The organism is Streptomyces rubradiris (assembly GCF_016860525.1).
Taxonomy (GTDB): Bacteria; Actinomycetota; Actinomycetes; order Streptomycetales; family Streptomycetaceae; genus Streptomyces; species Streptomyces rubradiris.
The window spans coordinates 1999667-2018365 of record NZ_BNEA01000015.1; the positions used below are offsets into that span (position 1 = coordinate 1999667).

Sequence of the window (18699 nt, forward strand, 5' to 3'; positions counted from 1 at the left end):
GCCGACGACCTAAAATGATCAACGTGTCCGACCAGCACGCCCCCCGGTCCCTCATCGTCACGCTCTACGGCGCGTACGGCCGCTCCCTGCCCGGCCCGGTGCCCGTCGCCGAGCTGATCCGGCTCCTGGCCGCGGTCGGCGTGGACGCGCCCTCCGTACGCTCCTCGGTGTCCCGGCTCAAGCGGCGCGGTCTGCTGCTGCCGGCCCGCACGGCGTCCGGCGCGGCCGGCTACGAACTGTCGCCCGACGCACGCCAGTTGCTGGAGGACGGCGACCGGCGCGTCTACGCGGGCGCGCCCGCGGCGGACGAGGGCTGGGTGCTCGCGGTGTTCTCGGTCCCGGAGTCGGAGCGGCAGAAGCGGCACGTGCTGCGCTCCCGGCTGGCCGGCCTGGGCTTCGGCACCGCCGCGCCGGGGGTGTGGATCGCCCCGGCCCGGCTGTACGAGGAGACGGAACACACCCTGCGCCGGCTGCGGCTGGACGCGTACGTGGACTTCTTCCGCGGCGAGCACCTGGGTTTCGCGCCCACGGCGGAGGCGGTGGCCCGCTGGTGGGACCTGGCCGCGATCGCCAAGGAGCACGAGCGCTTCCTGGACGCGCACGCGCCGGTGCTGCGAGCGTGGTCCCGGCGCCCGGACACCCCGCCCGAGGAGGCCTACCGCGACTACCTCCTCGCCCTCGACTCCTGGCGCCACCTCCCCTACACCGACCCGGGCCTGCCCGCCCGCCTGCTGCCGCCCGACTGGCCCGGCGTCCGCTCGGCGGAGGTCTTCCGCGGCCTGCACGAACGCCTGCGGGACGCGGGGGCGCGGTTCGTAGGTCTCTGATACTCCGTCAACCACCCAGCGAAAGACGGGGCTTGGAGGCATCCGTGCGGCCGGTTCGGGGTGGGCGGCTGCCGGCCCGGTAGGGGGCGGGCCAGGGGGCGCCGGAGCCCTCGTAGCCCTGCTCGGCCGCCGCGTGCAGGGTCCAGTGCGGGTCGTACAGGTGCGGACGGCCCAGGGCGCACAGGTCGGTACGGCCCGCCAGGATCAGCGAGTTGACGTCGTCCCAGGAGGAGATCGCGCCGACCGCGATCACCGGTACGCGGACCTCGTGCCGGATGCGGTCGGCGAACGGCGTCTGGTACGACCGCCCGTACTCCGGGCGTTCCTCCGCCACCACCTGCCCGGTGGACACGTCGATGGCGTCGGCGCCGTGCGCGGCGAAGGCGCGGGCGATCTCCACGGCGTCCTCGGCGCCCGTCCCGCCGTCGGCCCAGTCGGTGGCCGAGATCCGGACGGTCATCGGCCGCTCGGCCGGCCACACCCCGCGTACGGCGTCGAAGACCTCCAGCGGGAAGCGCAGGCGCCGCTCGAAGGAACCGCCGTAGGCGTCGGTGCGGTGATTGGTGAGCGGGGAGAGGAAGCCGGAGAGCAGATAGCCGTGGCCGCAGTGCAGTTCGAGCAGGTCGAAGCCGGCCCGGGCGGCCCGCCAGGCGGCCGCGGTGAACTGCTCGCGGATGTCGGTGAGCCGGGCCCGGGACAGCTCGCGCGGTATCTGGCTGCCCGGCTTGTACGGCAGCGGGGAGGCGGCCACGAGCGGCCAGTTGCCGGTGGGCAGCGGCTCGTCGATGCCCTCCCACATCAGTTTCGTGGACCCCTTGCGGCCACTGTGCCCGAGCTGGACGCCGATCGCGGTGCCCGGGGACTGCCGGTGCACGAAGTCGGTGACGCGCCGCCACGCCTCGGTCTGCCGGCCGGTGTAGAGGCCGGCGCAGCCCGGGGTGATCCGGCCCTCCGGGCTGACGCACACCATCTCGGTCATCACCAGACCGGCCCCGCCGAGCGCCCGGGCACCCAGGTGGACGAGGTGGAAGTCGCCGGGGACGCCGTCGGCGGCCGAGTACATGTCCATCGGTGACACCACGACCCGGTTGCGCAGGGTCAGGCCGCGCAGCCGGAACGGGGTGAACATCGGCGGCGTGCCGGGCGGGCAGCCGAACTCGCGCTCCACGGACTCGGTGAAGCGGGCGTCGCGCAGCCGCAGGTTGTCGTGGGTGACGCGGCGGGAGCGGGTGAGCAGGTTGAAGGCGAACTGGCGGGGCGGCTGGCGCAGATACAGCCGTATGTTCTCGAACCATTCCAGGCTGGCCCGCGCGGCCCGCTGGGTGGAGGCGACGACGGGCCTGCGCTCCTCCTCGTAGGCCGCCAGCGCGCGGGGCACGTCCGGCTGCTCCTCCAGGCAGGCGGCCAGGGCGAGGGCGTCCTCGACGGCGAGTTTGGTGCCGGAGCCGATGGAGAAGTGCACGGTGTGCGCGGCGTCGCCGAGGAGGACGACGTTGCCGTGCGACCAGCGGTCGTTGACGACCGTACGGAAGCTGGTCCAGGCGGAGTTCCCGGAGCGCAGCGGGCGTCCGCGCAGGGCGTCGGCGAAGAGCTTGGCGCAGCGCTCGGCGGATTCGCGCGGGGTGAGGTCACCGTGGCCCGCGGCCCGCCAGACCTCCTCGCGCATCTCGATGATCACGGTGGAGGCGCCGAAATGATTCTGCGGCCCGGAGGGCCCCGTTGAGGGGTGGTGGTCGGGCGACGGGCGGGCGTAGGGGTAGCCGTGCAGCTGCACAACGCCGTGTTCCGTCTCCGCGATCTCGAAGCGGAAGGCGTCGAAGGCGAAGTCGGCGGCGAGCCAGATGTAGCGGCAGCGGTGTTCGGTCACCTGGGGGCGGAAGACGTGGGCGTAGGTCTCACGGGTGGCGCTGTGCACCCCGTCGGCGGCGATGACCAGGTCGTACTCGGCGCTCAGGGTGTCCGGGTGGGGGGCCTCGGTGCGGAAGTGGAGTCGTACGCCGAGGGAGCGGCAGCGCTCGTGCAGGATTTCGAGGAGCCGGTGGCGGCCCAGCGCGGCGAAGCCGTGGCCGCCGGAGCGGTGGCGCCTCCCCCGGTGCACGATGTCGATGGCGTCCCAGCGGACGAAGTCCCGCCGTAACGCTTCGTGGACGACCGGGTCGGCGTGTTCGATGCCGCCGAGGGTCTCGTCGGACAGGACCACGCCGAAGCCGAAGGTCTCGTCGGGGGCGTTGCGTTCCCAGACGGTGATGTCACGGGCGGGGTCGAGGCGTTTGAGGAGGGCCGCGGCGTAGAGCCCTCCGGGGCCGCCGCCGATTATCGCGACGCGTAGGGGGTGGTTTCTCGTCGCCGGCGGATGCGGGCCGTCCGTGGTCACTCGCGCCCCGCGGCGGAGCCGCATATCAGCAGAGCCCCGCGCCCCTGGGGCCGGTTTCCCTGAGGTCGGCATGGAAGCTCACCTCCCCCGCCACTTCGGCGCGCGCTTCGCCGTGAAGGCCGCGTGGAACTCCGCGTAGTCCTCGCCGGTCATCAGCAGGGACTGGGTGGCGGCGTCCAGTTCGACCGAGGCGGCCAGCGGCATGTCCAGTTCGGCCGTGAGCAGGGCCTTGGTCTGGGCGTGGGCCAGGGCTGGGCCGTCGGCCAGGCGGCGGGCCAGGGCGGCGGCCGACTCGTCCGCCCGGCCCTCCTCGGCCAGCTCGCTGATCAGGCCGATGCGCTCGGCCTCGGGGGCCCGGACCGGGTCGCCGAGCATGAGCAGGCGGGTGGCGTGGCCGAGGCCGACGACCCGGGGCAGCAGATAGGCCGCGCCCATGTCGCCGCCGGACAGGCCGACCCGGGTGAAGAGGAACGCGAACCGGGCCGAGGGGTCGGCGACCCGGAAGTCCGCCGCGAGGGCGAGGACCGCGCCGGCGCCGGCCGCCACGCCGTGCACCGCGGCGATCACCGGGAACGGGCACTCCCGGACCGCCCGCACGACCTGCCCGGTCATCCGGTTGAAGTCGAGCAGCCGGGCGGTGTCCATGGCGAGGGTGGCGCCGATGATCTCGTCCACGTCGCCGCCGGAGCAGAAGCCGCGGCCCTCGCCGGCCAGCACCAGGGCCCGTACCGCGCGCTCCCGGGACAGCTCGGCGAGCAGGTCGCGCAGGTCGGCGTAGGCGCCGAAGGTGAGGGCGTTGAGCTTCTCGGGGCGGGCGAGGGTGACGGTGGCGACCTGGTCGGCGATCCGCACCCGCAGATGCTCCCAGTCGCCGGTGCGGGCGGCCGAGCCGGTGAAGGGACTCATGACGTGCGGCCTCCTTGGGGGACGGTGCCGTACGGTGCGCTCCCCCATGAAGTTATCACCGGTTTGTGACCATCGTCACGATGGCGCGACAGAAACGGGGCGGTCGACCGGCCCGGCGACGGCCGTGCCCCGCCGGGCCCGTACCATGCCTGGAGTCGGACAGCAGGACAGCCTGCTCCATGAAGGACTCGCCGTGCACGAACCCCCCGCCGAATCGGCCTCCTGGCGCATCGCGCTGCCGCACACCGCGGCGGCGGTGCCCGTGGCGCGCGCCCTGGTGCGCACGGCCCTCACCGAGGTCGACCACGTGACCGACTGCGACACGGCCGAGCTGCTGACCGCCGAGCTGGTGGCCAACGCGGTGGAGCACACCGCCGGGCGCGGCCCGATAGAGCTGGTGGTGGAGTTGCGGCCGACCGGCTGCCAGGTCGAGGTGCACGACCCGGACCCGGCGCCGCCCGGCCGGCTGACCGCGCCGGTGCTCGAGGAGCCCGACGTGTGGCAGGAGGACGGGCGCGGGCTGCTGCTGATCCGGGCCCTGAGCTCCTCCTGCGGTCACCGCCCCACCCCCTCGGGCAAGGCGGTGTGGTTCAGACTGCCTGTGGTTCCCGCTCGGCCCCGGCCGGCGTGACCTCACCGGCCGGGACGGCGCCGGCCAGCGTGGAGTGCCGGCGGCCGTAGAGTCCGTAGACCGCGAGGCCCGCCGCGAGGAACACGGCGAACTGGAGCCAGGTGCGCCAGCCGGTCTCCCACATCAGGTACAGGCAGAAGCCGATGCCGAGCAGCGGGGCCACCGGGTACAGCGGGACCCGGAAACTGCGGTCGAGGCCCGGTTCGCGGCGGCGCAGGGCCAGCACCGTGACGTTGACGACGGCCATGATGGCGAGGGTGCCGATGGTGCACAGGTTCATCACGGCGTCCAGCGAGGCGAAGGCCGCCGGGAGCGCGAAGACGGCGCCGACGATCAGCGTGCCGGCGACCGGTGTGGAGGTCTTCGGGCTGACCTTCTCGAAGACGCGCGGGATCAGGCCGTCCCGGGACATCGACATCAGGATGCGGGTCTGGCCGTACATCACGGCGAGGACCACGGAGGCGATGGCGACGACCGCGCCGAAGGCGATGACACCGCCGCCGATGGCGGAGCCGGTGACCTCGTTGACGACGTAGGACAGGGCGGCGGGGCGGCCGGCGACCTGGTCGCCGCCGATGGCGCCGATCGCGGCGAGCGCGACCGCGCAGTACAGCAGGGTCACGATGCCCATGCAGACCATGATCGCGACGGGGATGTGCCGGCGCGGGTTCTTCGCCTCCTCGCCGGCCGTGGTGATCGCGTCGAAGCCGATGTACGAGAAGAAGGCGGCGGTGGTGCCCGCGCCGATGCCGCCGAGGCCGGCCGGGGAGAACGGGGTGAGGTTGCCGTCCTTGAAGGCGCTGTAGCCGATGGCGCAGAAGGCGAGCAGGATCGCGAGCTTCACCGCGGCCATGGCGGCGGTCGCCCCGGCGCTCTCCCGCACCCCGCGCACCAGCAGCGCCGAGGCCATGGCGATGACGATCACGGCCGGCAGGTTGATCACGCCGCCGTCGCCGGGGCCCGCGGACAGGGCGGCCGGGAGCTGGAGGCCGGTGAGGCTGTGCAGCAGTTCGTTGACGTACTGGCTCCAGCCGACCGCGACGGCCGAGATGGAGACGCCGTACTCCAGCAGCAGGCACCAGCCGACGAGGAAGGCGGTGGACTCGCCAAGGCCGGCGTAGGCGAAGGAGTAGGAGGAGCCGGAGACCGGGATCGCGCCGCCCAGCTCGGCGAAGGAGAAGGCGGTGAAGACGCAGGTGAGGGCCGCGAGGACGAAGGAGACGACGACGGCCGGGCCGGCCTGGGCGACCGAGTCGGACAGTCCGACGAAGATGCCGGTGCCGACGATGGCGCCGACGCCGAAGCAGATGAGCTGGAAGAGGCCCATGGTGCGCTTCAGGCCGTGTCCCTCGCGGTCGGCGCCGGATTCGGCGACGAGCAGACGCGGGGACTTGATGCGGGGAGCGGGCATGCCGGTGGTGCTCGATTCTGGTGGTGCGGGCGGCCGTGGTGGGGCCGCGGCGGCGGCGCGGAAGGGGTGGTTCCGGGCCGCCGGTCAGGATAAGGCCTGGTGAGGAGGGTCAGGCAAGGGTTTCCCGGGCGAGTGTGGCCACCAGCACCGCCTTGATGGTGTGCAGCCGGTTCTCCGCCTCGTCGAAGACCACCGAATGGGCGGACTCGAACACCTCGTCCGTCACCTCCAGCGAGTCCAGGCCGTGCGCCTCGAAGATCTGCTGTCCGACCGTGGTGCCGAGGTCGTGGAAGGCCGGCAGGCAGTGCAGGAACCGCACGTCCGGGTTGCCGGTGGCGCGCAGCACGTCCATGGTCACCGCGTACGGGGCGAGGGCCGCGATCCGCTCGGCCCACACCTCCTTGGGCTCGCCCATGGACACCCAGACGTCGGTGGCGACGAAGTCGGCGCCCCGCACTCCCTCGGCGATGTCCTCGGTGAGGGTGATCCGGGCGCCGCTGGAGGCGGCGAGCTCGCGGGCGCGGTCGAGGATCTCCTGGGCGGGCCAGTAGGACTTCGGGGCGACGATCCGTACGTCCATGCCGAGCAGGGCGCCGGTGACCAGGTAGGAGTTGCCCATGTTGTAGCGGGCGTCGCCGAGGTAGGCGAAGGCGATGCCGCTGAGCGGCTTGGCGCAGTGCTCGGTCATGGTGAGCACGTCGGCGAGCATCTGGGTGGGGTGCCAGTCGTCGGTGAGGCCGTTGTAGACGGGTACGCCGGCGTACGCGGCCAGCTCCTCCACCTTGGCCTGGCTGTCGCCCCGGTACTCGATGGCGTCGTACATCCGGCCCAGCACCCGGGCGGTGTCCCGGACGGACTCCTTGTGCCCGATCTGGGACCCGGAGGGCTCCAGGTAGGTGGTGTGGGCGCCCTGGTCGGCGGCGGCGACCTCGAACGCGCAGCGGGTGCGCGTCGAGGTCTTCTCGAAGATCAGCGCGATGTTCCGCCCGCGCAGGTACGGGGTCTCGGTCCCGGCCTTCTTGGCGGCCTTCAGCTCGGCGGCCAGCTCGACCAGGCCGCGGAACTCCGCCTCGGTGAAGTCCAGCTCCTTGAGGAAGTGGCGGCCGGCGAGGGCGGTCGGGACTGTCGCCATGGGGGCGCTCCAGGTGTACGACTACAGGGGACCGTGTAAGTCTATACGAGCCTTCACATTTCTATACACTGTCTCGCTGGACGGGACAGCTCATGCACCGGGGGCCGCCTCGGCCCCGGCCCAGCTCGCTGCCCGGGATCTCTATCACCTCGATGCCCTGTTTGCGCAGGTGGGTGTTGGTGGTGGCGTTGCGCTCGTAGGCGACGACGACACCGGGTTCGACGGCGAGGACGTTGCAGCCGTCGTCCCACTGCTCGCGTTCGGCGGCGTGCACGTCCTGGGTGGCGGTCAGCACCCGGATCTCGCCGAGGCCGAGCGCGGCGGCGATCGCCCGGTGCATGTGCTCCGGCGGGTGGTCGGTCACCTTCAGCTCCCGTTCGCCGTCGCCCGGCTCGATGGTGTAGGAGCGGAGCATGCCGAGGCCGGCGTACTGGGTGAAGGTGTCGCCGTCGACCATGGTCATCACCGTGTCCAGGTGCATGAAGGCACGCCGCTTGGGCATGTCGAGCGCGACGATGGTGCGCGCGGAGCCGGCCGCGAACAGCTTGTGCGCCAGCATCTCCACGGCCTGCGCGGTGGTGCGCTCGCTCATCCCGATCAGCACGGCGCCGTTGCCGAGCACCAGGACGTCACCGCCCTCGATGGTGGACGGGTAGTCCGCCTGCCCCCGGGACCACACGTGGAACGCCTCGCCGCGGAACAGCGGGTGGTGGCGGTAGATCGCCTCGAAGTGCACGGTCTCGCGCTGCCGGGCGGGCCAGCGCATGGCGTTGATGGAGACGCCGTCGTAGATCCACGCCGAGGTGTCGCGGGTGAACAGGTGGTTGGGCAGCGGGCGCAGCAGGAAGTCGTCCAGCTCCATGACGTGGAAGCGCACGGAGACCGGTTCCTCGTGGCCGGCCAGGTACTCCCGCTTGGTCATCCCGCCGACCAGGGCCTCGGCCAGCTCGCCCGGGGGCATCCGGTCGAAGGAATCGCGCAGGTGGCCGGTGGCGAGGGGGCCGTACTCCTTCTCGTCGAAGACCCGGTCCAGGACCAGGGCGCGGGCCTCGGGGAGCGCCAGGGTCTCGGCGAGCAGGTCCCCGAAGAGGTGGACCTCGACCCCGCGGTCCCGCAGGACGTCGGCGAACCCGTCATGCTCGGCACGCGCCCGGCGCACCCACAGCACGTCGTCGAAGAGCAGGGCGTCCTTGTTGCTGGGGGTGAGCCGCTTGAGCTCTAGGTCGGGCCGGTGCAGGATGACCCGGCGCAGGCGCCCGGCCTCGGAGTCGACGTGGAATCCCATGCCTCCATCCTGACCACCGGGGCCGCCCTTCACCCCCTTCTCAGCGGTTTCCGGGCGGCGGCGGTGAGCAGGGCGTGCGCTCCGGCGAGGCCGGGAAGGTGCCGCGCGGCCCGGGATGTCCAGGGCGAGGCGTACGGCGGTGCCGCGCGCCCGGCGGTCCGTGGCTCGTCCGTCAGTGCGTGGGCAGGCCGCGGCCTGCACGGGCACGTCCCGCACCGACGTGGTGGTGAAGCCGACCGCGTACGGCCCCACGGCCGAGACCTGCGCGTAGGGCGCCGGCGCAGTGCTTGGGCAGCGCGCCGGCCCAACCCCTGGCGAGCGGTCCGTGCCCTCCACGACGAGACGGAGAGGAACGGGGCTGACCCGTGGCTGGGGCCGATTACCGTATGTCCGCGGCGAGACCGTACTCCGGCAGCGCGATGTCCCCAGCCTTGGCGAACTGTGCGGCGAGCAGGTTCCGCATTGGCCAGCGGGTCATCTGCCGCATGGAGAGGTCCCGCAGACGGATGCCGAGTCGGCCCGAAGGCGCGAATCCCGAGGCGCCGCCCGGCGGGAGCTGCTGGGCCTGGCTCACGTACGGGCGCATCACCTCGTCGTATCGGCGGAAGGCGATACGGTGGTCGCCCTCGGCAGCGGCGAGTTCACCGGCCAGTACGTATGCACCGACCAGAGCCAGGCTGGTCCCCAGGCCGGTCAGCGGGGTCGCGCAGTATCCGGCGTCGCCCAGCAGCGCCACACGGCCGCGCGACCAGCGGTCGAGGCGGACCTGGCCCATGGAGTCGAAGAAGAAGTCCGGAGCAGCGCGCATGGCACGCAGCAGGCGTGGGGTCTCCCAGCCGACGCCGGCGAAGCGCTGGGCTACGAGTGCCTGCTGGGCGGCGACGTCGCGGCGGTCGTAGGCGATCGGTGCCGATCGGAAGCTCAGGCCGACCTTGATCTCGCCGGGGAGGCGGCCGGGCCGTGCGGAGGCGACCAGTCCACCGGGCGCGTTGTGCATCAGGTACCAGCCGTCGAGGTCCAGGTCGTCGGTGGCGGTGAACCAGGCCGTATAGAGGCCGAGCGGGTGGACGAACTCCTGCTCCGGGCCGAAGGCCAGCGCTCGTACCACGGAGTGCGGTCCGTCCGCGCCGACGACCAGCCCGAACCGGCGCGGCGCGGCTTTCTCGAAGGTGACGGTGACCGCGTCCGCGTCCTGGGCGATCCCCGTGACGGTGTCGTCGAACAGGTACTCCGTGTCCGGCAGAGTGGCCTCGTACAGCAGGTGGGCGAGATCGCCACGGAGGATCTCGATCTCGGAGACGATCCCCTCGCCGCCGAAACTGTCGGCGGGCACCCGCGCGGTGGTCCGGCCGGAGGCGTCGACGAGTGCGAGGCCGCGTTGGTCCACGCTCTCCGCCCTGGCCCGGTCCATCAGACCCATCCGCTCGATCACGGTGCGGCCGGCGCCGCGCAGGTCCACGGTCTGCCCGCCGGGCCGGGGTTCCGGCGCGCGTTCCACGATTGTGGCCCTGGAGCCTCCTCTGCGTAGCCAGTACGCCAGCGCGGGCCCGGCGATGCCAGCACCGCAGATGAGTATCTCGTTGTTCGGCATGACGCCGAACGTACGCCGTACGCAAGACAGTGCGCAAGCATGAAATTGCTTTTCGAGCTGAGCTGTTGGGCGTTACTGCACTAGTGCGGCTGGGCGAGAGTGTGGCTCGTTCGCGGGATCGCCCGGCGTCGACAGCTAGGATGACATCCATCCAGGTGCACTAGTGCAGGGGAGGGTCGGTGGGCGGACAGGCGGTACCGCGCTACAGTCAGATCGTCGCCGAACTACGGCAGCAGATCGAGGCGGGCGAACTGGCACCGGGCGATCGCGTGCCCTCGACCCGCGAGATCACCAAGCAGTGGGGCGTCGCGATGGCGACCGCGACCAAGGTGCTCACCGAGCTGCGCCGGGAGGGTATGGTCCGCGCCGTCCCCGGTGTCGGGACGGTTGTGGCGGCCCCGAGCCGCCCGGTGCGGGCGGCCCGGCCTTCTGCCGCCGCACGTCCGGGCGGCCCGTCTGATGCGTCCTCGGCCCAGGCGGCGCTCACGCTCGGACGGATCGTCGGTGCCGCCGTCACGGTCGCCGACACGGAGGGGCTGGCCGCGGTCTCGATGCGCCGGGTGGCCGCCGAGCTCGGGGTGGCGACCATGTCGCTGTACCGGCACGTGGCCGACAAGGACGACCTGCTGGTACGGATGATGGACACGGTCATCGCGGAGCACCCGCTGCCCGCCGACCCGCCGGCGGGCTGGCGGGAGGCGATCGAGCTGGCGGCCCGGCAGCTCTGGGGTCTGTTCCGCCGCCACCCGTGGCTCGCGCCGGCCCTGTCGGTGACTCGCCCCCAGATGATCCCGTCGGCGCTGCCGTACAGCGAGTGGATGCTTGCCACCCTGCACGCCCACGGACTCGACCTGCACTCCGCCTTCACCGCGCACCTCATGCTGCTCAATTACGCCCGTGGTATCGCCGTCAACCTGGAATCGGAGCGGGAAGCCGAGGCGCACAGCGGCCTCGACAGCGAGGAGTGGATGGACACCCAGGAGCCCGCGCTCCTGGCGATTCTGGCCACCGGCCGACTCCCCGCGCTGTCCCGCCTCGCCGCGGCCGGTTACGACCTCGACCTCAACGCCCTCTTCGAGTTCGGCCTCCAGCGCCTCCTCGACGGCCTTGCCTCACTCCTCCACGAGAGCTCCGCCGGCTGAACGGGTTACTCCGGCCAGAGGCCGCGCGCGGTTGTCATCCGCAGGTCAGCTGCCTGATCCGAAGGGGGTTGTGTCACGGCGGGCAGCGGGCGGATGCCGCACGTTGCCGACGGCGGCAGCCTGCTCCCGCAGCTGTTCGATTTCCGGCCGCGCCGCTCGTCCCACCGCCGCGGATGGAGTGGACCACACGGCCGGGCATCGGGCCCGGAGCCGAAATCCTCGGTCCCGACCTGCTCCGCAAGCGCGTGGTGGAACTCGGCTGCGGCCCCGGCCACAACGCCGCCCACCTCGCCATCCGCCACGGCGCTCACGTCACCGGCGCCGACCTGGTCGGCCTCCAGGTCCGCCGCGCCCGCTCCCATTACGGACGACTGAACAACCTCACCTTCGTGGCCTGCCACGCCCTGCACTACCTGCACGCCACCGACGAGCAGTTCGAGGCGATCTACTCCGTCTTCGGCGCCGTCGGCCTCGTCATCCCCGAACTCCTGCTCCCGGCCATCGCCCACCCCTTCCCCGACGCGGACGGCTCGACTCCGCACACTCACGCTCGCCACGAGGTCGTCCCCACCAGCCGGCGGCAGGACGCCACCACGCTGATCGGTCCGCTCCTCGGCATCCCGCCCCTGCCGCATGTCGACCTGCCGCACCCCGGGATCACCACCAGCCATCCCAACGGCTACCTCTGGAAGCGCGATCACGTCGATGGCCGGCTGGGAGACGCCCCGGCCGTATGGATCGATGACGACTTCACCGATCCGGACCACTCGTGGGCCGCAGGGCGCACGGCCAGTGGTGCCCCGACCCTCCTCGTGCAACCGAATCCCCGCGTGGGACTCCGGGCCGAGCATCTGGCCGAGGCCCGGGTGTGGGCCGGTCGGTTGCGCGATACGCGGACTGCCGCGCCCGCTGCCCCGATCGGGACCGAAGCAGCCTGACGCGACCCGGGCGAAGAGTCGATGCCCTCGTCCACGAAGCACGACGAGGGCATCGACCGGCGCTACCGGGGCCGACGGCGGCCTTCGGGCCACATGGCCCTCGGTGTGCCTACAGCCGTGGGTCCACCGGCTCCGACTCCAGTGCCAGCACCCCGAACACCGCCTCGTGCACCCGCCACAGCGGCTCGCCGTCGGCCAGCCGGTCCAGGGCCTCCAGGCCGAGGGCGTACTCGCGCAGGGCCAGCGACCGTTTGTGGTTCAGGAAGCGCCGACGCAGCCGGGCGAGGTTGTCGGGGCGGGTGTACTCCGGGCCGTAGATGATCCGCAGGTACTCCCGGCCGCGGCACTTGACGCCGGGCTGCACCAGCCGTCCGTCCGCGTCGCGCACCAGCGCGCCGAGCGGCTTGACGACCATGCCCTCGCCGCCCCGGCCGGTCATCTCCAGCCACCAGTCCACGCCCGCGCGCACCGACTCCGGGTCGCCGGTGTCGACGTACAGCCGCCGGGTGGTGTGCAGCAGGCCGGTGCCGTCGTACTCCACCAGCCGGTCGATGAGGGCCAGTTGCTCGTCGTGCGGCAGTGCGGCGAGGCTGCGGCCCTGGACCGCGAGCAGCTGGAAGGGGGCCAGCCGGACCCCGTCCAGGCCCTCGGTGGGCCAGCAGTAGCGGCGGTAGGCGGCGGTGAACGCGGCGGCGTCGGCGGCGCGTTCCCGCTGCCGGTCGAGCAGCGCGCCCACGTCCGCACCGCGCCCGGCCGCCGCCTCCAGGGCGGCGAGCGCGCCCGGGAACACCGCTCCGGCGGCGGCGCCCACGGCCGCGTACTGGCCGCGCAGCAACCCGCCGGCCTTCAGCGACCACGGCATCAGCTCCGCGTCCAGCAGCAGCCAGTCCGTGCCCAGTTCGTCCCACAGTCCGGCGTCGGTGATTGCCGCGCGCAGCCTACCGAGGATCTCCTCGGTCATCCGCTCGTCGTCGAAGAACGGCCGTCCGGTACGGGTGTAGAGGGACCCGGTGGGTCCTTCCACGCCGAACCGCCGCCGTGCCGTCTCCGCGTCCCGGCACACCAGGACCACCGCCCGGGAGCCCATGTGCTTCTCCTCGCACACCACCCGCGCGACCCCGTCCCGCGCGTACTGCGCGAACGCCTCCTGCGGATGCTCCAGGTAGCCGTCGATCGCCGAGGTGGCCGTCGGTGCCATGGTCGGCGGGAGGTACGGCAGCAGGCGCGGGTCGATCGCGAAGCGGCTCATGACCTCCAGGGCCGCCGCCGCGTTCTCCTCGCGGACGGCCAGCCGGCCCGCGTGCCGGGTCTCCACGGCCCGCCGGCCGTGCACGTCCGCCAGGTCCAGCGGGCGGCCGTCCTGCCCGCCGGGCGCGTCGGTGCGCAGCGGCCGGGCCGGCTCGTACCAGACCCGCTCGGCCGGTACGTCGACCAGCTCGCGCTCCGGCCAGCGCAGCGCGGTGAGCTTGCCGCCGAAGACGGCGCCGGTGTCCAGGCAGATGGTGTTGTTCAGCCAGGTCGCCTCGGGCACGGGTGTGTGGCCGTAGACCACGGCGGCCCGGCCGCGGTAGTCCTCCGCCCACGGGTAGCGCACCGGCAGCCCGAACTCGTCGGTCTCGCCGGTGGTGTCGCCGTACAGGGCGTGCGAGCGGACCCGGCCGGAGGTGCGGCCGTGGTACTTCTCGGGCAGACCGGCGTGGCAGACCACCAGCCGACCGCCGTCCAGGACGTAGTGGCTGACCAGTCCGTCCAGGAACCGCCGGACCTCGGCCTTGAACTCCTCGCTCTCGCCCTCCATCTGCGCGATGGTCTCGGCGAGCCCGTGGGTGTGCTGGACCTTGCGGCCCTTGAGGTGACGGCCGTACTTGTTCTCGTGGTTGCCGGGGACGCACAGGGCGTTGCCCGAGTTCACCATCGACATCACACGGCGCAGCACGCCGGGGCTGTCCGGGCCGCGGTCGACCAGGTCGCCGACGAACACGGCGGTACGGCCCTCGGGGTGCACCCCGTCGGCGTAGCCCAGTTTGGCCAGGAGTGCCTCCAGTTCGGAGGAGCAGCCGTGGATGTCGCCGATGATGTCGAACGGGCCGGTGAGGTGGGTGAGGTCGTTGTAGCGCTTCTCGGTGACGACGGTGGCGTGCTCGACCTCCTCGGCGCCGCGCAGCACGTGCACCTTGCGGAAGCCCTCGCGCTCCAAGTGCCTGAGCGAGCGACGCAGTTCGCGGATGTGCCGCTGGATGACCCGGCGCGGCATGTCCGCCCGGTCGGCGCGGGCCGCGTTCCGCTCGGCGCACACCTCCTCCGGCAGGTCCAGCACGATGGCGATGGGCAGCACGTCGTGCTTCCTCGCCAGTTCGATCAACTGCCGCCGGCTGTCCTGCTGAACGCTGGTGGCGTCCACGACGGTGCGGCGGCCGGCGGCCAGCCGCTTGCCGGCGATGTAGCGCAGGACGTCGAAGGCGTCCCGGGTCGCGCTCTGGTCGTTCTCGTCGTCACAGACCAGGCCGCGGCAGAAGTCGGAGGAGATCACCTCGGTGGGCTTGAAGTGCCGTCGGGCGAACGTGGACTTGCCGGAACCGGAGGCGCCGACGAGCACCACGAGGGAGAGGTCGGTGACGGGCAGGACCCGCGCCTTGTGCTGTGCCTCGGTCATGCCGCCTTCGCCTCCCTCTCGGTCGTGATCGTGAATGTCGCCATCTGGGTGGGTGGGCCCACCTCGGGGTCGTCCGGGCCGACGGGCGTGAACGCGGTTTCGTAGCCGTAGCGTTCGGCCACGGCCGCCGCCCAGGTGCGGAACTCCTCGCGGGTCCACTCGAAGCGGTGGTCACGGTGCCGGACGTGGCCGGCGGGCAGGCTCTCCCAGCGGACGTTGTACTCGGCGTTCGGGGTGGTCACGACGACCGTGCGGGGGCGCGCGTGCCCGAACACGGCGTACTCCAGGGCGGGCAGCCGGGGCGGGTCGACGTGCTCGACGACCTCGCTGAGCACGGCGGCGTCGTAGCCCCGCAGCCGCTGGTCGGTGTAGACGAGGGAGCCCTGGACGAGCCTGACGCGCGCGGCCTGCCGTTCGCCCATGCGGTCCAGCTTCAGCCGGCGGGAGGCGACGGTCAGGGCGCGCTGCGAGACGTCGACGCCGACGATCTCGGTGAACCGGGCGTCCTTGAGCAGTGCCTGCACCAACTGGCCCTCGCCGCAGCCGAGATCGAGCACGCGGGCGGCGCCGGAGGCGCCCAGCGCGGCGAGGACGGCCTCCCGCCGGAGCACGGCGAGCGGGGTCGGCTTCGCCTCGGCCCCGGCCCCGGCCTCGGACCCGGTTTTGTCGGCGGCCGCGTTGCCGATGCGCTCGGTTCCGGGCTCGTCCGCGACCACGTCGCCGATGCGCTCGGCCCCAGGCTCGTCCACGACCACGTTGCCGATGTCCTCCGCCCCGGGCTCGTCCGCGACCGCGTTGTCGATGTCCTCGACGTCGCTGTCGTCGGTCTCCGCGAGCCGCACCAGCTCCAGCCGCTCCCGTGCCTGGCGGGTCAGCGACCAGCGGCGCGAGAGGTAACGGCTGGTGATCAGCTGCTGCTCCGGGTGCCCGGCCAGCCAGCCCTCGCCGACCCGCAGCAGCTTGTCGACCTCGTCGGCGGAGACCCAGTAGTGCTTGGCGTCGTCCAGCACCGGCAGCAGGACGTACAGGTGGCGCAACGCCTCGGCGAGGGTGAGCCGTTCGGACTCCAGCCGCAGCCGGACGTACCGCGAATCGCCCCATTCCGGGAACGTGGTGTCGAGCGGGACCGGGTCGGCGGTGACCGACCAGCCGAGCGGCGCGAAGAGCCGTCGTACGAGGTCGGGGCCGCCGCGGGCGGGCAGCGCGGGGACTTCGACGCGCAGCGGCAGCGGGGTGGCGGCCCGCTCCGGCCGGGCATCGCACACCCCGCGCAGGGCGCTGGAGAAGACGTTGCCCAGCGCGACGGCCAGCAGCGAAGAGGCGGCGTACGGGCGGTCGTTGACGTACTGGGCGAGGGCCGCGTCGGGTGCGCCGCCACGGCCCTTGCCCCGGCCGCGCCGGACCAGCGCGACCGGATCGACCTCCAGCAGCAGCGCGGCCGTGCAGCGTTCGGCGTCCGCCTCGGGGTAGAACACATGGGCCGTGCCGTACGAGGTGGAGAACGCCTGCGCCTTGTCGGGGTGCTTGTGCAGCAGGTACCCCAGGTCGGTGGCGGGCCGCGCGGCCGTACCGGTGGTCGAGATCGTCACGAACATGCGGTCGAGTGTCCCCGTCGGGGGTCCGCGCCCACCACCGGTTTTCGGCTCGGGCGGGCCGCGCCGGTACCGGTCGGCGTCAGGGGGATGCGGCGGCCACAGGGCCGGCATGTGACCTCCGTTACGGCCCTCCGGCCCCGGACCTGATGAGGTGATCCCTCGTCAACTGACCACTGACAAAAGCGAAAGAGGGGGAACCCCATGACCATCGACCAGGAAGTTGCGGGTAGCGGAGCCGGGCAGGCGGCCCGGGCCCGCAGAAGCGCCGCCGTCGCGGTGACGGCCGGTGCGGTACTGGGTGCGGGAGTCCTCGCGTCCGCGCCGGCCCAGGCGGTGCAGGCCGCGCAGGCGGCACCGACGGCATCCGCGGCCCGCGCCGCCGCGGCGGCCCCGCAGGTGTCGGCGCAGGGCGCCTACGCCATGAACCCGGCCAACGGCAAGCAGCTGTTCGGCAAGGCGCCGGACGCCCGGCTGCGGACCGGGTCCACCACGAAGATCATGACGGCGCTCGTGGTGCTGTCGCAGCGGAACGTGGATCTCGGGAAGAAGGTGAAGATCAAGAAGGAGTACACCGACTATGTCATCGACCCGGCGTCGCACACCCAGCGCTACTCCAGCGCGAGCCTGCTCCTCGGTGACTCGATGTCGGTGGGTGACCTGCTGTACGGCCTGATGCTGCCGTCGGGCTGCGACGCGGCCTACGCGCTGGCGGACACCTACGGCACGGGCTCCACGACGGCCCAGCGGACCAAGTCGTTCATCGGCAAGATGAACAGCAAGGCGCGCGAACTGGGCCTGAACAACACCCACTTCGACTCCTTCGACGGGGTGTCCAACGGCAAGAACTACTCCTCGCCACGCGATCTGGCCAAGCTGGCCGGGGCCGCGCTGAAGAACAAGACGTTCAAGAAGGTCGTCGGCACCAAGGTCTACGACGGCATGAAGTCGTACCGGCCCGGCGGCGGAACGCACGCCATGCAACCCTGGAAGAACTCCAACACGCTCCTCAGCTCCTACCGGGGCGCGTTCGGCGTGAAGACGGGTTCCGGGCCGGAGGCGAAATACTGCCTGGTCTTCGCGGCCACGCGCGGTTCCAAGACGGTCGTGGGCACGGTCCTCGCGGCGAGCTCGGCGGACCAGCGGTTCAAGGACGCGGCGAAGATCCTGGACTACGGCTTCACGCGCTGACGCCCGTGCGGGCCGGCCGGCGTCCGGCTCAGCACCCGGGAGCCGGACCCCGGACCAGTGGCCGGGGCCCGGCGACGGCGGCAGGGGCCGTCCGCCCGTGGTCAGGACAGCTGGGACTGGACCTTGGAGGAGATCAGTTCCAGGTGGTCCAGGTCGCCGAGGTCCAGCACCTGGAGGTAGATCCGGCGGGAGCCGACCTCGGCGTACCGGCCGATCTTGTCGACGACCTCGGCCGGGGAGCCGGCCAGCCCGTTGGCCTTCAGTTCGTCCACCTCACGGCCGATCGCGGCGGCACGCCGGGCCACCTCACGGTCGTCCTTGCCGACGCACACGACGAGCGCGTTGGAGTACACCAGGTCGTCCGCGTCCCGGCCGGCCGCCACGGCGGCGGCCCGCACCCGGCCGAACTGCCGTTCGCTGTCCTCCACCGAGGCGAACGGGATGTTGAACTCGTCGGCGTACCGCGCGGCCAGCCGGGGCGTACGGGTCGCGCCGTGGCCGCCGATCAGTACGGGGATCTTCTTCTGGGCGGGCTTGGGCAGCGCCGGCGACCCGGTGAGGTCGTAGTACGTCCCGTGGAAGTCGAACGTCTTGCCGATCTCGGTCGCCCACAGCCCGGTGACGATCGCCAGCTGCTCCTCCAGCCGGGCGAACTTCTCCTTCGGGAACGGGATGCCGTACGCCTTGTGCTCCTCCTCGAACCAGCCCGCGCCGAGGCCGAGTTCGACCCGGCCGCCGGACATCTGGTCGACCTGGGCGACCTGGATGGCGAGCACGCCGGGCAGCCGGAAGGTGCCGGCCGTCATGAGCGTGCCGAGGCGGATGCGCTTGGTCTCGCGGGCCAGGCCGGCCAGTGTGATCCAGGCGTCCGTGGGGCCGGGCAGGCCGTCCACGTTGCCCATGCGCAGATAGTGGTCCGAGCGGAAGAAGGCATCGAACCCGAGGTCCTCGGTGGCCTTGGCCACGGCGAGCAGGGTGTCGTAGGTGGCCCCTTGCTGGGGCTCGGTGAAGATTCGCAGGTCCATA

General features: G+C 72.3%; 14 protein-coding genes and 1 pseudogene. 6 read left to right on the top strand and 9 right to left on the bottom strand.

Features of this window, described 5'->3' with window-relative positions; translation table 11 throughout:
- The first annotated feature begins 14 nt into the window (after positions 1 to 14).
- Positions 15 to 827, top strand: coding sequence for a PaaX family transcriptional regulator (locus tag Srubr_RS22035; RefSeq protein WP_189989928.1), 813 nt, complete (start codon positions 15 to 17; stop codon positions 825 to 827).
- Between the two features lie 7 nt (positions 828 to 834).
- On the opposite strand, the gene Srubr_RS22040 is transcribed toward Srubr_RS22035, so the two are convergent.
- Both Srubr_RS22040 and Srubr_RS22045 read right to left on the bottom strand, forming a co-directional pair.
- Complete coding sequence (locus tag Srubr_RS22040; RefSeq protein ID WP_229926435.1) at positions 835 to 3225, bottom strand: bifunctional salicylyl-CoA 5-hydroxylase/oxidoreductase; 2391 nt, start codon at positions 3223 to 3225, stop codon at positions 835 to 837.
- A gap of 54 nt (positions 3226 to 3279) precedes the next feature.
- Positions 3280 to 4107 carry an enoyl-CoA hydratase family protein gene (locus Srubr_RS22045; RefSeq protein ID WP_189989924.1) on the bottom strand — a complete coding sequence of 276 codons (828 nt, stop codon included), beginning with the start codon at positions 4105 to 4107 and terminating at the stop codon, positions 3280 to 3282.
- A 145-nt stretch (positions 4108 to 4252) separates the two neighbouring features.
- On the opposite strand from Srubr_RS22045, the gene Srubr_RS22050 reads away from it, so the two are divergent.
- The gene (locus tag Srubr_RS22050) at positions 4253 to 4738 is read left to right on the top strand and encodes an ATP-binding protein (RefSeq protein ID WP_189989922.1); all 486 of its coding nucleotides are present in this window, start codon (positions 4253 to 4255) and stop codon (positions 4736 to 4738) included.
- On the opposite strand, the gene Srubr_RS22055 is transcribed toward Srubr_RS22050, so the two are convergent.
- From Srubr_RS22055 to Srubr_RS22070, 4 genes are all read right to left on the bottom strand, one after another.
- Positions 4698 to 6149: an amino acid permease gene (locus Srubr_RS22055; RefSeq protein ID WP_189989919.1), complete on the bottom strand. Its 1452-nt coding sequence runs from the start codon at positions 6147 to 6149 to the stop codon at positions 4698 to 4700. The genes Srubr_RS22050 and Srubr_RS22055 overlap by 41 nt on opposite strands.
- Before the next feature lie 109 nt (positions 6150 to 6258).
- On the bottom strand, positions 6259 to 7281 hold the full coding sequence (argF, locus tag Srubr_RS22060) for an ornithine carbamoyltransferase (RefSeq protein WP_189989917.1): 1023 nt from the start codon (positions 7279 to 7281) through the stop codon (positions 6259 to 6261).
- A 61-nt stretch (positions 7282 to 7342) separates the two neighbouring features.
- The gene (locus Srubr_RS22065) at positions 7343 to 8566 is read right to left on the bottom strand and encodes an arginine deiminase (protein ID WP_189989915.1); all 1224 of its coding nucleotides are present in this window, start codon (positions 8564 to 8566) and stop codon (positions 7343 to 7345) included.
- A 379-nt stretch (positions 8567 to 8945) separates the two neighbouring features.
- On the bottom strand, positions 8946 to 10157 hold the full coding sequence (locus Srubr_RS22070; RefSeq protein ID WP_189989913.1) for an FAD-dependent monooxygenase: 1212 nt from the start codon (positions 10155 to 10157) through the stop codon (positions 8946 to 8948).
- Positions 10158 to 10336: 179 nt separating this feature from the next.
- On the opposite strand from Srubr_RS22070, the gene Srubr_RS22075 reads away from it, so the two are divergent.
- The 3 genes and pseudogenes from Srubr_RS22075 (at position 10337) to Srubr_RS22080 (ending at position 12237) form a co-directional block, all read left to right on the top strand.
- A complete protein-coding gene (locus Srubr_RS22075; RefSeq protein WP_189989911.1) occupies positions 10337 to 11299 on the top strand; it encodes a TetR/AcrR family transcriptional regulator C-terminal domain-containing protein in 963 nt (320 codons plus the stop codon).
- A 173-nt stretch (positions 11300 to 11472) separates the two neighbouring features.
- A pseudogene (locus Srubr_RS40950) lies at positions 11473 to 11706 on the top strand (class I SAM-dependent methyltransferase); the annotation flags it as partial.
- A 69-nt stretch (positions 11707 to 11775) separates the two neighbouring features.
- Positions 11776 to 12237 (top strand): hypothetical protein, encoded by a 462-nt coding sequence (locus Srubr_RS22080; protein WP_189990849.1) that lies wholly within the window; start codon positions 11776 to 11778, stop codon positions 12235 to 12237.
- A 109-nt stretch (positions 12238 to 12346) separates the two neighbouring features.
- Here the strand turns inward: Srubr_RS22080 and Srubr_RS22085 are convergent, their stop codons facing one another.
- Together Srubr_RS22085 and Srubr_RS22090 are read right to left on the bottom strand one after the other, a co-directional pair.
- Positions 12347 to 14890 (bottom strand): polynucleotide kinase-phosphatase, encoded by a 2544-nt coding sequence (locus tag Srubr_RS22085; RefSeq protein WP_189989909.1) that lies wholly within the window; start codon positions 14888 to 14890, stop codon positions 12347 to 12349.
- Positions 14887 to 16485: a 3' terminal RNA ribose 2'-O-methyltransferase Hen1 gene (locus tag Srubr_RS22090; protein WP_189989907.1), complete on the bottom strand. Its 1599-nt coding sequence runs from the start codon at positions 16483 to 16485 to the stop codon at positions 14887 to 14889. Before Srubr_RS22090 ends, Srubr_RS22085 begins: the two co-directional genes overlap by 4 nt.
- Positions 16486 to 16686: 201 nt before the next feature.
- On the opposite strand from Srubr_RS22090, the gene Srubr_RS22095 reads away from it, so the two are divergent.
- A complete protein-coding gene (locus Srubr_RS22095) occupies positions 16687 to 17673 on the top strand; it encodes a D-alanyl-D-alanine carboxypeptidase family protein (protein WP_189989906.1) in 987 nt (328 codons plus the stop codon).
- 101 nt (positions 17674 to 17774) lie between these two features.
- On the opposite strand, the gene Srubr_RS22100 is transcribed toward Srubr_RS22095, so the two are convergent.
- The gene (locus Srubr_RS22100; RefSeq protein ID WP_189989904.1) at positions 17775 to 18698 is read right to left on the bottom strand and encodes an LLM class F420-dependent oxidoreductase; all 924 of its coding nucleotides are present in this window, start codon (positions 18696 to 18698) and stop codon (positions 17775 to 17777) included.
- Position 18699 lies beyond the last annotated feature (1 nt).